General features: G+C 61.6%; 16 protein-coding genes. 11 read left to right on the forward strand and 5 right to left on the reverse strand.

Annotation, left to right across the window (positions count from 1 at the left end; translation table 11 throughout):
• Positions 1 to 80: 80 nt before the first annotated feature.
• Positions 81 to 296 carry a twin transmembrane helix small protein gene (locus ISP18_RS19635; protein WP_324938681.1) on the reverse strand — a complete coding sequence of 72 codons (216 nt, stop codon included), beginning with the start codon at positions 294 to 296 and terminating at the stop codon, positions 81 to 83.
• Positions 297 to 355: 59 nt separating this feature from the next.
• Between ISP18_RS19635 and ISP18_RS19640 the strand changes: the two genes are divergently transcribed.
• The 11 genes from ISP18_RS19640 to ISP18_RS19690 all read left to right on the forward strand — a co-directional run bounded on the left by ISP18_RS19640 (position 356) and on the right by ISP18_RS19690 (position 15,910).
• Positions 356 to 1,093 (forward strand): SURF1 family protein, encoded by a 738-nt coding sequence (locus tag ISP18_RS19640; RefSeq protein ID WP_380011403.1) that lies wholly within the window; start codon positions 356 to 358, stop codon positions 1,091 to 1,093.
• Positions 1,094 to 1,285: 192 nt separating this feature from the next.
• The gene (locus ISP18_RS19645; protein ID WP_380011406.1) at positions 1,286 to 1,855 is read left to right on the forward strand and encodes a lipocalin/fatty acid-binding family protein; all 570 of its coding nucleotides are present in this window, start codon (positions 1,286 to 1,288) and stop codon (positions 1,853 to 1,855) included.
• Positions 1,855 to 3,012 (forward strand): COX15/CtaA family protein, encoded by a 1,158-nt coding sequence (locus tag ISP18_RS19650; RefSeq protein ID WP_380011409.1) that lies wholly within the window; start codon positions 1,855 to 1,857, stop codon positions 3,010 to 3,012. Before ISP18_RS19645 ends, ISP18_RS19650 begins: the two co-directional genes overlap by 1 nt.
• The gene (gene cyoE / locus ISP18_RS19655) at positions 3,009 to 3,905 is read left to right on the forward strand and encodes a heme o synthase (protein WP_380011412.1); all 897 of its coding nucleotides are present in this window, start codon (positions 3,009 to 3,011) and stop codon (positions 3,903 to 3,905) included. Before ISP18_RS19650 ends, cyoE begins: the two co-directional genes overlap by 4 nt.
• Before the next feature lie 344 nt (positions 3,906 to 4,249).
• Positions 4,250 to 4,441 carry a hypothetical protein gene (locus ISP18_RS19660; RefSeq protein ID WP_380011415.1) on the forward strand — a complete coding sequence of 64 codons (192 nt, stop codon included), beginning with the start codon at positions 4,250 to 4,252 and terminating at the stop codon, positions 4,439 to 4,441.
• Positions 4,442 to 4,597: 156 nt separating this feature from the next.
• Complete coding sequence (gene mgtA / locus ISP18_RS19665) at positions 4,598 to 7,255, forward strand: magnesium-translocating P-type ATPase (protein ID WP_449757887.1); 2,658 nt, start codon at positions 4,598 to 4,600, stop codon at positions 7,253 to 7,255.
• Positions 7,256 to 7,424: 169 nt separating this feature from the next.
• Complete coding sequence (locus ISP18_RS19670; RefSeq protein ID WP_380011418.1) at positions 7,425 to 9,092, forward strand: Na/Pi cotransporter family protein; 1,668 nt, start codon at positions 7,425 to 7,427, stop codon at positions 9,090 to 9,092.
• Between the two features lie 227 nt (positions 9,093 to 9,319).
• Positions 9,320 to 10,435 (forward strand): efflux RND transporter periplasmic adaptor subunit, encoded by a 1,116-nt coding sequence (locus ISP18_RS19675; RefSeq protein WP_380011421.1) that lies wholly within the window; start codon positions 9,320 to 9,322, stop codon positions 10,433 to 10,435.
• Positions 10,428 to 13,523, forward strand: coding sequence for an efflux RND transporter permease subunit (locus ISP18_RS19680; RefSeq protein WP_380011424.1), 3,096 nt, complete (start codon positions 10,428 to 10,430; stop codon positions 13,521 to 13,523). The genes ISP18_RS19675 and ISP18_RS19680 overlap by 8 nt, the downstream gene beginning before the upstream one ends.
• Before the next feature lie 2 nt (positions 13,524 to 13,525).
• Positions 13,526 to 15,025: an efflux transporter outer membrane subunit gene (locus ISP18_RS19685; protein WP_380011427.1), complete on the forward strand. Its 1,500-nt coding sequence runs from the start codon at positions 13,526 to 13,528 to the stop codon at positions 15,023 to 15,025.
• A gap of 84 nt (positions 15,026 to 15,109) precedes the next feature.
• Positions 15,110 to 15,910 (forward strand): bestrophin-like domain, encoded by an 801-nt coding sequence (locus ISP18_RS19690; protein ID WP_380011429.1) that lies wholly within the window; start codon positions 15,110 to 15,112, stop codon positions 15,908 to 15,910.
• Between the two features lie 104 nt (positions 15,911 to 16,014).
• Here ISP18_RS19690 and ISP18_RS19695 read toward each other — a convergent pair whose 3' ends face one another.
• The 4 genes from ISP18_RS19695 to ISP18_RS19710 form a co-directional block, all read right to left on the reverse strand.
• On the reverse strand, positions 16,015 to 16,623 hold the full coding sequence (locus ISP18_RS19695; RefSeq protein ID WP_380011432.1) for a DedA family protein: 609 nt from the start codon (positions 16,621 to 16,623) through the stop codon (positions 16,015 to 16,017).
• A gap of 27 nt (positions 16,624 to 16,650) precedes the next feature.
• The gene (gene dnaG, locus ISP18_RS19700) at positions 16,651 to 18,387 is read right to left on the reverse strand and encodes a DNA primase (RefSeq protein ID WP_380011435.1); all 1,737 of its coding nucleotides are present in this window, start codon (positions 18,385 to 18,387) and stop codon (positions 16,651 to 16,653) included.
• A 57-nt stretch (positions 18,388 to 18,444) separates the two neighbouring features.
• Complete coding sequence (locus ISP18_RS19705; protein WP_380011438.1) at positions 18,445 to 18,618, reverse strand: DUF1328 domain-containing protein; 174 nt, start codon at positions 18,616 to 18,618, stop codon at positions 18,445 to 18,447.
• A gap of 91 nt (positions 18,619 to 18,709) precedes the next feature.
• Positions 18,710 to 19,153, reverse strand: a complete 444-nt coding sequence (locus ISP18_RS19710; RefSeq protein WP_380011441.1) for a GatB/YqeY domain-containing protein — start codon at positions 19,151 to 19,153, stop codon at positions 18,710 to 18,712.
• Positions 19,154 to 19,285: the final 132 nt, after the last annotated feature.

A 19,285-nucleotide genomic window follows, 5' to 3' on the forward strand; every position in this document is an offset into this window, starting at 1 on the left:
CCACCCGGCGGGTTTTTTGTAGGACGGCAAAGTGCTGAAAAGTCGCAGCCCAGGGTGCTGGCGTAGCCTGACAGCTACAATTACTGGCCAACCCCGTGCGGATGGATCCAGCCCATTCGGATACCGATGATGACCATCGCAATCAGCAGCAGAGAAAAGCTGATGCGCCGCGTCAGCGCCCACACGGTGCGTTTGCTGCCATCCTTGTCCGTCATCATGAAATACAGCGCCTGGCCGAGGTTGAAGATCACCACCAGGAACATGATTACCAGCGCTACTTTGTAGATGGTTTCCACGTGAAAATCCCAAGCAGGCCCGACATCGCCAGTATAGCTACGCGCCGCGGAGTTGCCGCGTGAGTCCGATGCGCCGTCCGGCGTGGTGGTCGGTGTTGCTCACTATCGCTGGAGTGCTTGTTTTCCTACGTCTGGGCGTTTGGCAATTGCACCGTGCGGACTACAAGGACGAGCTTCTGCGACGGTATGCCGCGGCGGCCGGCGCGCCGGTCCAAGCCTTCGATGCGGTGGCCGATCAGCCCCCCATGGATGCGTATCCGCGCGTGCGCGTGCAGGGGCGTTATCTCGCCGATCGCCTTTATCTGCTCGACAATCCCAAGCACGACAGCCTTGGCGGTGCGGAGGTGTATGCGCCCTTCCTGCCGTCGAACCAGCAAAAGTTGCTGCTGGTGGACCTGGGCTTTTTGCCCGGCAACGGTACGGACAAGGCGCCGCAGCTTCCACCCCTTCCCGCCGACGTGCAGACTTTGCAGGGCACGTATCAGCCGCCGCCAGGCACGGGATTGGAGCTGGGTGGCAATGCCTTGGCGCAGCAGACGCAGTGGCCGAAGACGTCGATTTATCTGGATCTCGGTCAGGTGGCAGCGGATTTACACGGCGCCCTTTATCCGCGAGTGCTGGCCTTGGATCCCGATCCTTCGGCGATCTACGTGCGCGTGCATGCGCTGGACCTTTCATCAATGCCCCCAGCGCGGCATCGTGCGTATGCCTTTCAGTGGTTCACGTTTGCGATTGCAGCAGTGGTGATTTTTGTGGTGCTGCATCGGCGAAAGCCGCGTCTGAAACGTGATGGTTGATCATTCCTGCGAACAAACTCCTCCCCCCTGCTTGCAGGGTGAGGTTGGGAGGGGGTGAACACTTGCCTTGAGCTTTCACGCAAGTGCCTGACCCCACCCCAGCCCTCCCCTGCAAGCAGGGGAGGGAGCCGCTCCTCGCATGAATCCAGATATCTACGTTCTTCCGAAGAAGGGCTTCCATTTTGAGCAAGTATGAATACGTCTAACACTCCAACCCAACGCACAAGCCGCCTCAAATTCCTGCTGGTCGTGTGCATATTCGTCGCTCCGATCATCGCCGCGGCGCTGCTGAACTTCAGCGGCTGGCAACCATCGGGGAAGGCGTATGGCGAACCCATTCTTCCGCAGCGCAATTTCGAACAGGAACATGTGCAGGTCCGCCTTGCCGACGGACGCACCTGGGCTTGGCGCGACACTTCGCCACGCATGACGCTGATCGCCATGGCCGGCCCGGGCTGCGCCGCGCATTGCATGGATGTGCTCACCAAGATGGCTGCCGCGCGCATCACGCTCAACAACAACATGTCGCGCCTGCGCCTGCTTTATGTCGGACAGCCGCCGGCGAATGCGGCTGGCAACGGCATGGAGAACTACTGGGCGCTCGGCTCGGACGTGGATGGTCGCCTCGATACTTACCGGCCCACCACGCCCGACAGCGTCAGCGCCGTGCTGGTGGAATCCGATGGGACGGCACTGTCGCGGTATCCTGTCGGTTTCGATCCGAGCGGTTTGCGCAAGGATCTGCAGAGGATCATTCGTTGATGAGCTTGCGTGTCCGCAAAATCGTGCCCTACCTGGCGATACTCGCCGCTGTGTTCGCCTTCGGCTTGGTGATGTTCGGCGCGTTCGTGCGGCTTTCCAACGCTGGGTTGTCATGCCCGGATTGGCCGACCTGCTATGGCAAAGCCACCTGGCCACATCACGAACAGGCGGTAGCGGCGGCGAATGCGGCGTTTCCGGATCGCCCCTACGAGGCGAGCAAGGCCTGGCGCGAACAGGTGCATCGCATGCTGGCCGGCACGTTGGGCGTGCTGGTGGTAGTGCTGGCCTTGCTGGCTGCGCGCCGCGATCGTGTGGTCATGCTCGCGATCATACTCAGCGCGTTGTTTGCGGCGATCGGCATTGCGCTCTATTTGCATGGCGAACGTAATTGGTCGTCGGGGCTGGCGCTATTGGCGATACTTTTGCCGACCGCGGGTGCATTGTGGCTGCGTGAACGCGCAGCGCTAAAGATGAGCGTGCTGGCACTGGCGGTCATCATTTTCCAGGCCATGCTCGGCATGTGGACAGTGACCTTGCTGCTGAAACCGATCGTGGTGATGGGCCATCTGCTCGGCGGCATGACGACGTTCGGTCTGCTCGCGTATGCCGCCCTGCGCTACAGGAGCGTAGGCGCGCTGGATAATCGCCATGCATCCCTGCGTGCGGCCGTGATGCTGGGCATCCTGTTGCTTGCCTGCCAGGTCGCGTTGGGCGGTTGGACTTCGGCAAATTACGCGGCGCTGGCTTGCGGTACGGATTTCCCGACGTGTCTCGGCCAATGGGCACCCCCCACCGATTTCCGCCAAGGCTTCGTACTGTGGCGCGAGGTCGGCGTGAACTACGAAGGCGGCGTGCTGGACATGGCAGCGCGCAGCGCGATCCAGATCGCCCATCGCATCGGCGCACTGGTGGTGTTCTGTTATCTGGCGTGGCTGTCGTATCGATTGACGCGCAGCGGTTTTCGCACGGGTGGCGTCGCACTGGCGATCGTGCTGGTTGTGCAGGTGCTGCTCGGCATCAGCAACGTGCACTTCGGCTTGCCGCTGCCGGTGGCAACCCTGCATAACGGCGGCGCGGCATTGCTGTTGTTCACGCTGCTGGCCCATTACGCGCGCTTGCAACCCTGGCATGCGGATGACGTGGAGTCGTTCGCATGATGCTGGCACGTGAATACCTGCAACTCACCAAGCCGCGCGTGGTAGCACTGCTGGTGTTCTGCGCGGTGATCGGCATGTTTCTCGCAGTGCCCGGCATTCCGCCGTGGCGCGCACTGGTGTTCGGCACGCTCGGCATCTGGATGGCCTCGGGTTCTGCTGCGGCCTTCAATCACCTGATCGACGAGCGCATCGACAAGCTAATGGCGCGCACAGCACGACGCCCGCTGGCGACCGGCAAGCTCACTGCGCGGCAGGTGTTGGTGTTCGCGATCGTGCTGGGCGTTGTCTCGATGGTGGTGCTCGCCTCGCAGGTGAATGTACTTACCGCGTGGCTAACCTTTGGCGGCCTGATCGGTTACGCGCTGGTGTATACCGCGTATCTGAAGCGCGCCACGCCGCAGAACATCGTGATCGGTGGTCTGGCCGGCGCTATTCCTCCCGTGCTCGGTTGGACGGCCGTCACCGGTGCGCTGCATCCCTTTGCACTGCAACTGTGCCTGATCATCTTCGTGTGGACGCCCCCCCACTTCTGGGCGCTGGCCATCTTCCGCCGCGACGATTACGCGCGCGCGCAGATTCCGATGCTGCCAGTGACACACGGCGTGCGCTATACGCGCTGGCAGATCCTGCTCTACACCATCCTACTGGTTCTTGTGAGCCTGCTGCCTTCCATCACCGGCCACAGCGGCCTGATCTATTTCGGCGGCGCGGCGGTGCTGGGCATCGGATTTCTCTATTACGCGATCCGCCTGATGAACCCACCGGACGAGTATTTCCCGATGCGGGTGTTCAAGTATTCGGTGATCTATCTGATGGCGTTGTTCGCCTTTCTGCTGGCCGATCATTGGTTAGTGCAGCCGATGCAGACAGTCGCGCTCTCGCACTTGGCATAGGTTGCGAAGGCTTCCCGCAAGATTGGCCTCCGCCCGCTCCCGGAAGGGAGCTAAATGATGAAAAACTTTGTTTCCAAGGCTTGACAGTTTCGCACTGCAGCAAGACAATTCCCGCGCCCGCCGGCGCCATCTGGCTGACCGGGCCTCTGTCCGAACTTAACCAAGGCATATGGACGTTTACCCTAGTCGCAACGTCGACATCCGCGAGCATCGGGTGCCGGCATTGCATAACAAGCTGATCGTTCGCGGCAACCGCCAGCGGTTGGCCGGCGCTTTCCTCGACTAGGGAAGTCCGGCCCACTCCTAACGGTGCCGCGGGCACCGTAATTAGAGGAGATGGGCCAATGAAGCTCCTTCGTGATTTCTTTCGTATTCGCACCGCGGGTCGGTTTCCCCTGGCCGGCCGCCGTCAAGCCGTGCGTCCGACCTACACCGTAACCGTGCCCCAGCCGCTCACCCAGCGCCAGCCGGCCGAACGCGCGCGGACCGATGAGCCACGCACGTCCCGTCATCTTCATTTGGTATCAAGTCACTGATGCGTCATCCCCGGCTTCATAAAGGGTGGCCTCCGCCAGGACCGGTTTACCGGTCCGAGGGGCCTCGCCCTGGCCGCGGATTGCCCTAACGGAGTCGGGTAGCCCTATCAGCTCGCCTCCGGCATCGCACGACAACTTGATTCCCGGAAGCGAATGATGATGAACCGAGTCAACCAGGCTGTCGCCAAGGCCAAGATCGCCCCCGCGCCTCAGCATGTGGCAGCCGCGCAGGATGCCTTCCGCGACAACGAAGCCCTGCTGAGCGGCCTGGATACCAGCCTGGCCGGCTTGAACGAAGAGCAGATCACCGAGCGCCTCGACCGCGATGGCGTGAACGAGGTGTCGCACGAGAAGCCGCCGCACTGGTCGATCCAGTTGCTGCGCGCGTTCAACAATCCCTTCATCGTCGTGCTGCTGATCTTGGCGGTGGTGCAGGTGTTCGTAACGCCGGATGACCTCTCCGGTCCGATCATCATCGCGGTGATGGTCGGCATCAGCGTGCTGCTCAGCTTCTCCCAGGAATACCGTTCCTCGCAGGCGGCCGAAAAGCTCAAGGCGATGGTGCGCAACACCGCCACTGTCACGCGTCGCGCCTCGGACGGTCACAGCGAACGCATCGAAGTGCCGGTGAACGAGTTGGTGGTCGGCGACATCGTGCACCTCGCAGCGGGGGACATGGTGCCCGCGGACTTGCGCCTGCTTAACGCCAAGGACTTGTTCATCAGTCAGGCGATCCTTACCGGCGAATCGCTGCCGGTGGAAAAGGCTGGCCCGGCGCAGGCGCACGCGGTCGAAAGCGGCGCGCACGATACGCAGAAGGGCAATCCGCTGGATCTGCCCACCGTCTGCTACATGGGCACGAACGTGGTGAGCGGTACGGCCGCCGCGGTGGCCGTGGCGACCGGCTCGCGCACCTACCTGGGTTCGCTGGCGAGCAGCATGGTTGGCGAGCGCGTGCAGACCAGTTTCGATCGCGGCGTAAAAAGCGTCAGCTGGCTGCTGATCCGCTTCATGCTGGTGATGGTGCCAGTGGTACTGGGCATCCAGTGGTACAAGCATGGTTTTCTCGAGGCGCTGATGTTCGCGCTGTCGGTAGCCGTCGGCCTCACGCCAGAGATGCTGCCGCTGATCGTCACGGCGAATCTCGCCAAGGGCGCGATGGCGATGTCCAGGCGCAAGGTGGTGGTGAAGCGCCTCAACGCGATCCAGAACTTCGGTGCGATGGACGTGCTGTGCACCGACAAGACCGGCACGCTGACGCTGGACAAGATCGTGTTGGAGCGCCATCTCGACCTGGACGGCGAGGATTCGGAAGACGCACTGGAATACGGCTACCTCAACAGCCATTTCCAAACGGGTTTGAAGAATCTGATGGACAAAGCCGTGCTGACGCATCGCGATCTCGAACCGATTGTGACGCGCTATCGCGTGGTGGACGAAATCCCGTTCGACTTCCAGCGCCGCCGCATGTCGGTGGTGCTGGCCAATGGCGAGGGCCACCACCTGCTGGTATGCAAGGGTGCAGTGGAAGAGATGCTCGCCATCGCCACCACGGAGCGTCGCGGCGATGAGATCGTGCCGATGACGGACGAGCGCCGCCGCGAAATCAAGGCGATGACGCGCCGGCTCAACGAAGACGGTCTGCGCGTGCTGGTGGTAGCGATCAAGCAGCAGCCACCGAGCCATCGCGCCTACGGCGTGGCCGATGAAGCCGAGCTCACCGCCGTCGGTTGTCTCGCTTTCCTCGATCCGCCGAAAGACACGGCGGCCACGGCCATCGCCGCCCTGCATCACCACGGCGTGGAAGTGAAAGTGATCACCGGCGACAACGAAGCGGTGACGCGCAAGATCTGCCGCGAAGTCGGCCTGGATGTGGAGCATTCGGCTCAGGGCCGCGATATCGAACCGTTGGACGATGACGCGCTCGACGAACTGGTCAAGCGCACCACTGTGTTCGCCAAGATGTCGCCGCTGCAGAAGGCGCGTGTGGTGAAATCGCTGCAGCGCCAGGGGCATACCGTCGGCTTCCTTGGTGACGGCATTAACGATGCACCGGCTTTGCGCGAAGCCGACGTTGGCATTTCGGTGGATACCGCCACCGATATCGCCAAGGAGTCGGCCGACATCATCTTGCTGGAAAAGAATCTGATGGTGTTGGAGGAGGGTGTCGTCGAAGGGCGCGTCACCTTCGGCAACATCATGAAGTACATCAAGATGACGGCCAGCTCCAACTTCGGCAATGTGTTGAGCATGCTGGTAGCGAGCGCATTCCTGCCGTTCCTGCCGATGCTGCCGCTGCAGGTGTTGGTGCTGAACTTGCTGTACGACATCTCGCAGTTGTCGATTCCGTTTGATCGCATGGATGACGAATACCTGCGTAAGCCGCGCAAATGGGATGCCCGCGATATCGGGCGCTTCATGGTATGGATCGGTCCTGCCAGTTCGGTGTTCGACATCACCACCTTCCTGCTGCTGTGGTACGTGTTCGGCGCCAACAGCGCGGAGCATCAGTCGTTCTTCCAGTCCGGCTGGTTCATCGAGAGCCTGCTCACGCAGACGCTGGTGGTACACATGATCCGCACGCGCAGGATCCCGTTCCTGCAGAGCATCGCGGCGGCGCCCGTACTGGCGCTGACCACGGCGATCATCGTGATCGGCCTGCTGATTCCGTACTCCGGCATTGGTGCGAAGCTGGGTATGCTGGAACTGCCACACGTCTACTTCGCTTGGCTGGCAGCAACCGTGCTGGCGTATTGCGCGCTGACGCAGGCGATGAAACTGCTTTATATGCGCCGTTTCAGCAGGTGGCTCTAATTCGAGCCATGTAGGTTGGGGTGAGCCGCGGACTTGATCCGGGGCGAACCCCAACACGAAGATTTATATGATGACGTTGGGGTTCGCATGCGCTTACCCCAATCTACGCAGACTCGTTGCTTTCCGGCGAATACTCAACGCCGGGAAGCGCATCACGAGGAGACCTGCCATGAAAGGCACGTTCGCTTTGTTCGACATTGCCGGCTATGTCGCCCTCCTGCTGTGGGGCACGCACATGGTCACCAGCGGCGTGCTGCGCGGCTACGGCAGCGCGTTGCGCCGTTCGCTGGGCCGTTTTCTCGGCACTCGGCCGAGCGCGTTTGCATTCGGCTTCTGCATCACCGCGTTGCTACAGAGCAGTACCGCCACTGGCATGATGGCCACATCGTTCGCGGCCAGCGGCTTTCTCGGCCTGGCGCCGGGGTTGGCGGTGATGCTCGGTGCGAACGTCGGTACCACGCTGATCGTGCAGGTGATGTCGTTCAACATCGCGTTGATCGCACCGGTGCTGATTCTGCTCGGCACCGCACTGCATCGCCGCAGTGATGATGTGCGCTACGAAAACCTTGGCCGCGTCGGCATCGGGCTGGGCCTGATGTTGCTGGCGCTGCATCTGCTGGTGCTGACCATGGCGCCGATGGAGAACGCGCAGTTGCTCAAGGCCGGCATGCAGGCGCTGGCCGACGAGCCGGTCATGGCCATGCTGCTCGCTGCCGCGCTGACCTGGATGTGCCATTCCAGCGTAGCGGTGGTGCTGTTGATTGTGTCACTCGCCACCGGTGGCGTGGTCGACGCGCCGGGCGCGATCGCGCTCGTGCTTGGCGCCAATCTCGGCAGCACCTTGCCGGCCTTGCTTGAAGCGCATACGCCGATGGCGCGTCGCCTGCCACTGGGCAACCTGCTGGTGCGCGCGTTCGGTTGCGTGGTCTGCCTGCCGCTGCTGCACCTGCTGGCGCATTGGCTCGCGCCGCTGGGCGATTCGCCGGAGCGTATCGCGGTGAATTTTCACACGGCGTTCAATCTTGCGCTGGCGCTGATCTTCCTGCTGCCGGTGAACAAGCTCGCGCAGTTGCTGGTGCGTCTGCTGCCGGAGCCACCGCGTCCGGCCGATCCGGGCGTGCCGCTGTATCTGGAAGAAGCCGCGTTGGAAAGCGCCAGCGTGGCGTTGGTGAATGCCACGCGCGAATCCATGCGCATGGCCGACATGGTGGAAGGGATGCTGAAGGGTCTAGTCGAGACCTTCGGCAAGGACGACACCGCGCGCGCCGCAGCGATCAGCAAGATGGATCCGTATCTGGATCGTCTTGGCGTCGCCATCCGCCAATACCTGGCCGATCTCGTCGGCGAGGCGCTGAACGAGGAGGACGGCGAACGCAGCCAGGAGATCCATGCGTTCGTGATCAACATCGAACACATCGGCGACATCACCGCCAACAACCTGATGGAGTTCGTCACCAAGAAAGCGCAACGCGGACAGGATTTCTCGGCGGACGACATCCAGGATCTTGCAGCCATGCACGCGCAGGTGATGGAGAGCTTGCGGTTGGCCATCGCGGTATTCATGCGTGGCGATCTTCGTTCCGCGCAGCATTTGATGGAACGCAAGGAATTGCTGTGGCGCCTGGAAAACGACGCCTCCGACCGGCACGTGCGCGACCTGCGCCAGCAGCGCGACGGCGGCGGTGGCGACGTGTACCTGCGCATCCTGCGCGATCTACGCCGCATTCATTCACACCTGGCGGCGATTGCCTATCTGCCATTGGAACGCGCCGGCCTGCTGCAGGGCAGGCTGATTCAACCGCCTAATAATCACGCCATCGCAGAAGGAAAAGCCTGAACTTGGACAGTCATACGCAAGCGGAACCTCCCACTATTAGCCGGGCCCGCTGACTGCCGCCATCAATCCGGTGGCGGTCAGGGGCAGCCCAACCGCGGTCCGGGTATGCAAGGCATGTGCAACACATTGCCCTGCTCCTTTCACCGTATTGCAACAACGTTATGGCCTCGTGGTCACGGGGTAGCGCCATAGCGCAGCAACGATGGGGAACACCAATGCTTTACCAGATGAATAAACAAGGATGGCGACTGGCGGCTGCCATGGCCGTGGCGCTGAGTCTGGCTGCCTGCTCGCGGGGCGGAAACGAAGCGGCTGAAGCGCCGCCGGCGTTTACCGTCGAGCATGACCAAATCAAAGTCCCGGACGGCTCGCCACTGCGCAAAGAGCTGATCGTGCAGCCGGTCGAGATGCGACAGGTGCCTCACGCGATAGTCTTTCCGGCGAATGTGGAAGCTGATCCCACGCGGACGGCCAATGTGCTTCCGCCGCTCACCGGCAAAGTGATGGAACTGAAAGTCGGATTGGGCGATCACGTCACGCGCGGCCAGTTGCTGGCAGTTATCGATTCGGGCGATCTCGCACAAGCCTACGCTGACGTCGACAAAGCGCGCGACGCCCTGGATCTTGCGAAGAAGACACTGGATCGTGCGCGTGGTGTCAAAGCCGCTGGCGGTAATGCCACCAAGGATCTGGAATCGGCGCAGAGCGGCTACAACCAAGCGTTGGCGGAATTCAATCGTGCGCAGACGCGCCTCACCGCCGTCGGCGGTATGCAGGGGTCTGCGGCACAGCGACCAATGCAAGTGGCGGCGCCGACCAGCGGCTATATCACTGCGTTGTCAGTGTCGCCCGGCATGTACGTCAACGACGCCACCGCGGCGATGATGACCATCTCGAATCTCGATTCGGTATGGATCACTGCCAACGTGCCGGAGAGTGACGTCGGCCAAATCGCCAAGGGCGACAAGGTCAATGCGGTGCTGTCGGCCTATCCGAACGAGGTATTCCACGGCACGGTGAGTTTCGTCAATCCGCTGCTGCAATCCGATACGCGCCGCGATCTGGTGCGTGCGGTATTCGCCAACGCGGACGCCAAGCTCAAGCCCAACATGTACGCCAACGTCAGCATCGACATTCCGCAACCCGCAGAGATATTCGTGCCGGAATCGGCCCTGCTGATGAACAACGACAACACCAGCGTGTTCGTCGAAGTAGCGCCGTGGACGTTCGAGCGCCGCACCGTGGATTTGAGCTACGACGAAACCGGCGACACGCGCGTGCTCAAGGGCGTGAAGGCGGGCGATCGTGTGATCGTCCGAGGCGGAGTGCTGCTCAATGATTAACCAGCTCTTCCGCTTCTGCTTTGAGAAGCGCATGTTGTTTATCGTGGTGACGTTACTCGTCATCTGTTTTGGCTACTACTCGTGGACCCAGCTGGCAATCGAGGCGTATCCGGAACTGAGCGACGTCACCGCGCAGGTCACCACGCAGGTGCCGGGTCTTGCGGCAGAGGAAATCGAACAACAGATCACCATTCCGCTGGAACGTCAGCTGGCCACCACGCAGAACCTGGTGAACATGCGTTCGAGCAGCACCTTCGGCTTGTCGCTGATCACCATGGTGTTCAAGGATGGCTCCGACGATTACTGGGTGCGGCAGCGCGTCCAGAATGCTCTGGGCCAGGTCACACTGCCTGCGGGCGTCACGCCGGGGCTCGATCCGGTGACCGGTCCGGCCGGCGAGATCTATCGCTACACGCTCGAATCCAAGACCAAGAACCTGATGCAGCTGTCGGAGATCCAGCGCTGGATCGTGATCCCGGCCCTGCAGCAGGTGCCTGGCGTGATCAATGTCGATATTTTCGGCGGCTTCACCAAGGAGTTCCAACTGGAACTCGATCCGGCACAACTGCTGCATTACGGTGTCAGCGTCAATCAGGTGACGGCGGCGATTTCCAACAACACCTCCAATGCCGGCGGCGGACGCATCACGCGCGGCGAGCAGTCGTACATCGTACGTGGCGTCGGCATGGTGCATTCGCTGAAGGATCTTGGTGACATTGTCGTCACGCAGAACAACGGCGTGCCCGTATTGGTGCGAGAACTCGGCAAGCTGCGCTACGGCCATCAGGTACGCGAAGGCATTCTCGGCAAGGACAACAATCCCGACACCATCGAAGGCATCGTCGACCTGCTCAAGTACGAGAACCCCTCACTCGTGCTCGACGGCATTCACGCGAAAGTGGCGGAGCTGAACAAGCAGCTCGCTTCGCAGGACGTACAGATCGTGCCGTATATCGATCGCGACGATCTGGTAAACGCTACCAAGGAAAAAGTCTTCCACACCGTGATGGAAGGCATCGGCTTGGTGTGTATCGTGCTGATCCTGTTTCTGGGCAGCCCGCGTTCCGCGTTGGTCGCCGCCGTGGCGATTCCGATGTCGCTGGTGACAGTGTTTATCCTGATGCAGTTCACGCATATGTCGGCGAATTTGTTTTCGCTCGGCGCAATCGACTTCGGCGTAATCGTGGACGGCGCCATCGTAGTGACGGAAGCTATTTTGCGGCGTCGTGAGGAGAAGCCCACCGAAGTGCTGACCGAAGACGACGTGATGCTGGTCACCGGGCATGTCGGTCGCTCGATCTTCTTCGCCACGTTGATCATCATCACGGCTTATCTGCCGCTGTTCGCGTTCGAGCATGCGGAAGGCAAACTGTTCAGGCCGATGGCCTTCACCGTCGGCTACGCTTTATTGGCAGCCTTGTTGTGCACGGTGACATTAACGCCGGCGCTGGCCTATCTCGCCTTGCGCAAACCGCGCAAGCTGTTCCACAACAAGCCGCTGGAACGCCTGCAGGCTGCCTTTACATACAGCCTCGGCAAGTTGTTGCATCGGCTGCCCATTGCCTATTCGATTGCAGGTGTGGCGTTCTGCGGCGTGCTAATGCTTGGCGCGACCATTGGCCGCGAGTTTCTGCCCGATCTGGATGAAGGTGCACTGTGGCTGCAGGTGCAGATGCCGACCGGTTTGTCGCTGGATCAGGCCAGCGCGATGACAGGCGAGTTACGCAAGGCAGTGCGCGAGTTTCCGGAGGTCTCCTATATCGTTACCCAATTGGGCCGCAACGATACCGGCACCGATCCGTGGACGCCCTCACATGTCGAATCCGGTGTGGGTCTGAAGCCTTACAACACCTGGGCGCATGGCGAGACCAAGCAGGAATTCCTGCGCAAGTTCAACGCACGCATGCAACAGATACCGGGCATCTCGGTAGGCATCAGTCAGCCGATCATCGACGGTGAGAATGACATGATCGGCGGCGCACATAGTCCGCTGGTGCTGCGCATCTATGGCGACGATCTAAACGATATGCGTCGCGTCGGCAATCAGATCGTGGATGTGCTGAAAGGTGTACGCGGCACGGCCGATGCTTCGATCTTTCAGGAGCCGCCGATTCCGCAATTGTCGATCACTGCGAACCGCGATGCAGCAGCGCGTTACGGCATCAACGTCAGCGACATCACCAATCTGATCCAGACGACCATCGGCGGCGCGCCGATCACCCAGGTGTACGTGGCCGATCGCATCTACAACGTGACCGCGCGTGCATCCAACGATGTCACCAACAGTCTGCAAGCGGTCGGGGAGCTGCCGTTGACCTCCGCCAGCGGTGCACAGGTGCCGCTCAAGCAGGTGGCGGACATCAAGCTGACGATGGGTGAAAGCACGATCGCGCACGAACATGGCCAGCGCGAGTTGACCATCCGCATCGACAACCGCGATCGTGCGCTTTCCGAATACCTTGCCGATTCGCAAGCGCAGATCAATGCCAAGGTGCATTTCGATCAGCAGAAATACCAGCTCGAATGGGCGGGCAATTTCCAGAACGAGCAGCGTGCCGAGGCACGTCTGACCGTAGTAATGGGTATGGTGCTCGCGATCATGGCGGTGCTGCTGTTTGCGGAGTTCGGCAAGTTCCATCAGGCCGTGCTGGTGCTGGGCGTCGTGCCGCTGGCGACTGTAGGCGGACTGTTGGCGCTGCATCTGCGCGGTGAAACGCTGAACATCGCCACGGCCGTCGGTTTTATCGCGCTGTTCGGTGTGGCGGTGCAGAACGGCATCATCATGGTGTCGAACATCAATCGTGTGCGCAAAGAAGGCTTGTCGCTCAACGAAGCTGTACTGGTGGGTGCGACCGAACGCTTTCGCCCCGTGCTGATGACCGCCACCGTGGCGAGCATCGGCATGCTCCCGGCGGCGCTGGCGACGGGCATTGGCACGGACGTGCAGCGCGGGCTCGCTACCGTGGTGGTGGGTGGCCTGCCGATCGCCACCTTGCTTACGCTGTACATTCTGCCCAGCCTTTACTTCGGATTGGAGACTTTCATCCGCAAGCGCTGGGGACATCCGCCGTCTGAGGTGGAGCTGTGATCATGATCGTGACAAATCACATTCTCAAATTGCGTGTCCATGTGCTTGCGCTGGGCGTAAGCCTCGCGCTTAGCGCTTGCGCGGTTGGGCCGGATTACCATCGGCCTGCTGCGCCCTCTGCGCAGGGGTATATGGAAGAGGGGACATTGTCGGCCACCGCATCCGCACCGGGTGCGGACGGTCAGGCACAACGCTTCGTACCGGAGATGGATATTCCTGGCGAGTGGTGGACGCTGTTCCATTCCCAGCCATTGAACGGCTTGATTGACGATGCGCTGAAGAACAATCCCGATGCCGCCGCGGCGCAGGCCGCGTTGAAATCGGCGTGGGAAAACGTCTACGCGCAGCGCGGTTTCTATTGGCCAACCGTGGATGCCAGCGTCGATCCCACGCGGCAGAAAATCGCCGGTACGCTCGCCAGCCCGGCCTCGTCGGGTGCCTCGTTCTATGATCTGACCACCGCGCAGGTCAGCGTTTCCTATACACCTGACATATGGGGTGCTAATCGCCGTGCGGTGGAATCACTGGCGGCGCAAGCTGATGCACAGCGGTTCCAGTTGGAAGCGACCTATCTCACGCTGACGTCCAATCTTGTCAACGCGGCCGTACAGGAAGCTTCGATGCGCGCGCAGATTGCCGCCACGGAGGACATGATCGACAGTCAGTCGAAAATTCTGGAAACCAGCAAAAAGCAATTGGGCTTGGGGGACGCTTCAGAAAACGACGTTGCCGCGCAGGAGGCCACACTGGAGCAGACGCGGGCAGGGCTGCCGCCCTTGCGCAAACAGTTGGCGCAACAGCGCGACGTGCTCGCGGTACTTACTGGCCGCACGCCTGACCAGGATGTCAGCGCCCATTTCAGTCTGGACAGCGTGCAACTACCGCAAGACCTGCCGCTGACGCTGCCTGCGAGACTGGTGGAGCAGCGCCCGGATGTGCGCATGGCCGATGCGCAGTTGCACGCCGCGTGCGCACAGGTAGGCGTGGCGTTTGCCGCGCGTTTGCCCAACATCAACATCACGGCCAATTGGGGCAGCGCCACGGATCAGATGCACACACTGTTCGGATCGGGTACCGGCTTCTGGAACATCGGCACCGCCATTAGCGCACCGCTGTTCGACGGCGGCACGCTCAAGCACAAGCAGCGTGCGGCCGAAGCGGCCTACCGTCAGGCGGCCGAGCAATATCGCAGCACAGTGCTGTCGGCGCTGCAGAACGTGGCCGACACCTTGCACGCCTTGCAGTCCGATGCCGAGACTATGGCAGCTTCCGCACGTGCCGAGCAGGCGGCAGCGCGCAGCTATGCCATCGCGCAGAAGCAATATGCGCTGGGCGATATCAGCATGGTGGCGCTGCTCAACGCCGAGGTCACGTACCGGCAGGCCCAGCTCAGCCTGATCCAGGCGCGCGCGGCACGTTACGCCGATACGGTAGCGCTGTTCCAGGCACTGGGCGGTGGTTGGTGGAATCGGCATGATGTGGCCATGGTGGGCGGCATGTAATGGCCTTGCTGTCATGACGAGCATGAGGCTTAGTCATGCTCGTCACGCCACAAACGTAAATGCATCTGCAAAAGGAGTGCGCTGATGTACCTGCTGAACCATCCGGTTGAATTGTTTGTACTCGTTACGCTTGTGCTGTTGCTGGCCCATGAACTGGGTTATCGCCTGCGCGCATTCGCCAAGCGTCGCGATGAGGAAGATTGGGAAAAGGAGGTTCACCAAACGCGCAATCAACTCGCGATATTGCTGAGTCTGCTGATCGGTTTCACCCTCAGCATGGCCCTTTCGCGCTTCGACCAGCGCAAGGACTTGGTGCTGGAGGAGTCCAATGCCATCGGTACCGCCTACCTGCGCGCCGCCATGCAGGCCGAACCAATACGTAGCGCCGCGCCCGGGCTGTTTCGCGATTATGTCGATGCGCGCCTGGCTGTCTTCGGCACAATGTCCGATATCGACGAAAACAGTTCCGAGGTAAAGCGCGCCAGGCAGATCCAGAACGAATTGTGGAACCAGGCGACGGCCGCCGCGCAGCAGTCACCGACACCCATCATGGGGTTGTACGTATCGGCGTTGAACGACGTGATCGATCTCGATGCCAAGCGCGTGGCTGCGCGACGCAATCGCGTGCCGCAGGATATCTGGGCATTGATGGCGGTGCTGGCGATTCTGACCTCGGTGATCATCGGTTACGGCCAACGCCATCGCGCAGCCCTGGCCACGTTCATCCCCGTGCTGACGGTGGCGATTGCCATGAGCTTGATTGCGGATCTGGATTCGCCGGTGAACGGTTTGATCCAGGTGAGTCAGCAGAGCATGCAAATGCTGAGTGATGATCTGCACAAGCAGTTTTCTGCGCAATCAGGCAGCGTCAGTTCACTGAGATAGATGATCTGCATGGCCGTCATTCCCGCGAAAGCGGGAATCCATCTTCGCTTTGAGCTTTAGAGCAACATGGATTCCCGCTTTCGCGGGAATGACGGCCATGAGGATTACGCTGATTGCCGCTTCCTACGCCACCACAGCACCAGTAACACCAGCAATACGACGCCGCCGATCAGCCACAGACTGTTCTGCCCGCGCTGTATCCACATGCCGAGCCATTCGCGCCGGTTGGCGCCGAAGTAGCCCAGATACACCCAGAACGGCACGCTCACCAACGCGGCCATGCCATCAAGCAGCAAAAAGCGCCAGAAGCTCACGCGATGTGTGGCGCCCGCGGTGATGTACACCGCTGTGCGCATGCCGGGCAGAAAGCGCGCGAAGAACATAAGCCGGTTGCCGAAGCGCGCGAACTTGTCCTGCATCTTCGCGTAGCGGCGCGGCGGCATCAGCAAGGAGATGGGTTTCCACTGCAGCATGTGTACGCCGTAGTGATGGCCGAGCAGAAACATGCCTGCATCACCGGCCAGTACGCCTACCATGGTGACGGCGGCCATGGTGTGTACGTCGGCGTAGCCCAGGCCCGCGATCACGCCGCCGGCGACCAGGGTGATGTCCTCCGGCAGCGGCAGGCCGGCGCCGCACAGCAGCAGCGCCATGAACACGGCTACATAACCGTGTTCGGCGAAGAAAGTGATCAGGCGTTCAAGCAAATCCATCGACGTTCCTTGTTGTCGAAAAGCGGGTCATGATGCGGCCGTGGGCGTCGGCGCGCGCGCGGCAAGCAATTCGCGCAGCTCGGCCTTTTCAGCAGAGCTCAGCGTGCCTTCGCGATTCTTGGCGACCAGCGCATCGCGGCGCTGGTCAATGGCCTGCTTCTCCATGCGTGCCAATGCGTCGAAGAATTCGATGCGCTGGATTTCCGGCTCGCCGACGGTCGTAGCAACCGTCAGCTTTTGCAAGGCGGCGTATTCGGGCCGCCCGGTGAAATGCTCCACTAGCATTGCCGCGTTGATGCCGGGTCGGGCGCGTGCGGTATCGATCAGTTCGGCGAGCAGATCCACGCCCGGTTTGTCCAGGCGCAGAAAGCCGTAGGGGCGCTCCACTTCATCGGCAACCCCGGGTTGCGCCAGCAGCAGGCCGATGGCGCTGCGCACCAGCGAACGCTGCACCGCGACCGGACGTTGCACAGGGCGTCGCGCTGCCGGATCGGCTTCCAGCACCGCGCGTGCGCCGGTGCGTTTTTCCAGCTCCTGCGCCATCAAGTCGCGAAAGGCGCCATCCGGCAGGCGCGCGATCAATGGGCGTGCGCGCTCGGCTAGGCGTGCGCGCCCGTCGAGGCTGCCCAGATCTACCTCGTGCGAAAGTTCGTTGAAGAAATATTCGGACAGCGGCGTGGCTTCGCGCAGACGCTTCTCGAAACCTTCTTTGCCTTCCTTGCGTACCAGCGTGTCCGGATCTTCGCCGTCCGGCAGAAACAGAAAATACGCCTGGCGCCCATCGCGCAAGCGCGGCAGGGCCGATTCCAGTGCTTTCCACGCGGCGGCGCGGCCGGCGCGATCGCCATCGAAGCAGAACACTACATCTGGCGCGGCGCGGAACAGCACTTCGGTGTGTTCGGGCGTGGTGGCGGTGCCCAATGTCGCCACTGCAATCGGCAGGCCCGCCTGATGCAGCGCGATCACGTCCATGTAGCCTTCCACCACCACGATGCGCGCGAGGTTGCTGTTGGCCTGCTTGACCTGCCATAGCGCGAACAGCTCGCGACCTTTGTGGAACAGCGGCGTTTCGGGTGAGTTGAGGTATTTCGGGCCTTGCTCCGATTTCAGTACACGGCCGCCGAACGCGATGACGCGCCCACGACGATCCAGGATCGGAAACATCAACCGTTCGCGGAAGCGGTCGTATTTGCTGCCGCGCTCATTGCTGGCGACCATGCCCGCTTCGGTCAGCAGTTGCATGCGCTTTTCGTTGGTGCCGAGACTGCGGATCACGCCGTCGAAACCGGCCGGCGCCCAGCCGATGCGGAAGCGCGCCATGGTGTCCGCATCCAGGCCGCGCTTCTGGCAGTAGGCCGCGGCTTCGTCGCTTTTCTTCAACTCGCCTTCGTACCAGCGTGCGGCGGCGTCGAGTACGGCGTAGAGATCGGTCTTGTCTTCGCGTGGCGCATTGTCGCGTGCGCCTTCGTAGGGCACTTTCAGCCCGACGGATTGCGCCAGTTCTTCCACCGCGTCCGGAAATTCCAGCCGCTCATAGTCCATCAGAAATTTGATCGCACTGCCGTGCGCGCCGCAGCCGAAGCAATGGAAGAACTGCTTGGCGGGAGTTACGTAGAACGAGGGCGTGCGCTCGTTGTGGAACGGGCAGCAGGCGGTCCATTCGCGTCCGGCTTTCTTCAACGGCACGCGCCGCTCGATCACGTCGACGATGTCGACGCGGGCGAGCAGTTCGTCGATGAAGCTATCGGGGATGCGACCGCGCATAGTCCGGCTAGTCTAGCCGGACCCTGCGGTGAGATCGCTATCGCTGAGGAATGCGAATCACGTCGCCATGTGGATCACGCCGATCACTGCCAGCAAGGCAATCAGGAAGATGATTACGAAGATCGCGAACAACACCTTGGCAATGGCGGCGGCTGCGCCGGACAGCGTGCCGAAGCCCAGCCAGCCGGCAACCAGGGAGATGATCGCGAAGATGATGGCCCACTTGAGCATGCGTCTTTCCCCTACGCTATGTGTTGCGTGGAAGCATCTAAACGCGGCGGGCGTGAAGGCAGCGCCATCCGGGCGTTGCCGTGGGCGGGCATCAACCCAGGCGGGCCTTGATGCGGGCGGACACTTGGCCCATGTCGGCGCGACCGGCGGCCTTGGTCTTCACTGCGGCGACTACCTTACCCATGTCGCGTGCACTGGTCGCGCCGGTCTCGGTGATGGCCGCTTCGATCAACGCGTCGATTTCGGCTTCGCTGAGCTTGGCGGGCAGGTAGCCCTCGATCACCGTCATCTCGGCGCGCTCCACGTCGGCCAGATCCTCGCGGTTGGCGGCGGCATACTGGCTGATCGAATCCTTGCGCTGCTTGAGCATCTTCTCCAGCACCGCGATGGTCTGGGTGTCGTCCAGTTCGATCCGCTCATCCACTTCGCGCTGCTTGACTGCGGCCAGGATCAGGCGGATCACGCCGAGGCGCTGTTTGTCGCCAGCGCGCATGGCGGCCTTCATGTCTTCGGTAAGCTGTTGTTTCAATGGCATGGAACCACTCCTTCGGAAAGCACAAAGCCGACGTTGCGGGGCAACGTCGGCCAGTGCAAGTGCCTTGCTGACAGCGGCTGCGAATGGACGCGCCGACTACAAACGCTGGACGAGTGCGGCGCGGAACGCGCC

Origin of the sequence: Dyella humi (assembly GCF_044904605.1) — a bacterium.
Classification (GTDB): Bacteria; Pseudomonadota; Gammaproteobacteria; order Xanthomonadales; family Rhodanobacteraceae; genus Dyella_B; species Dyella_B humi.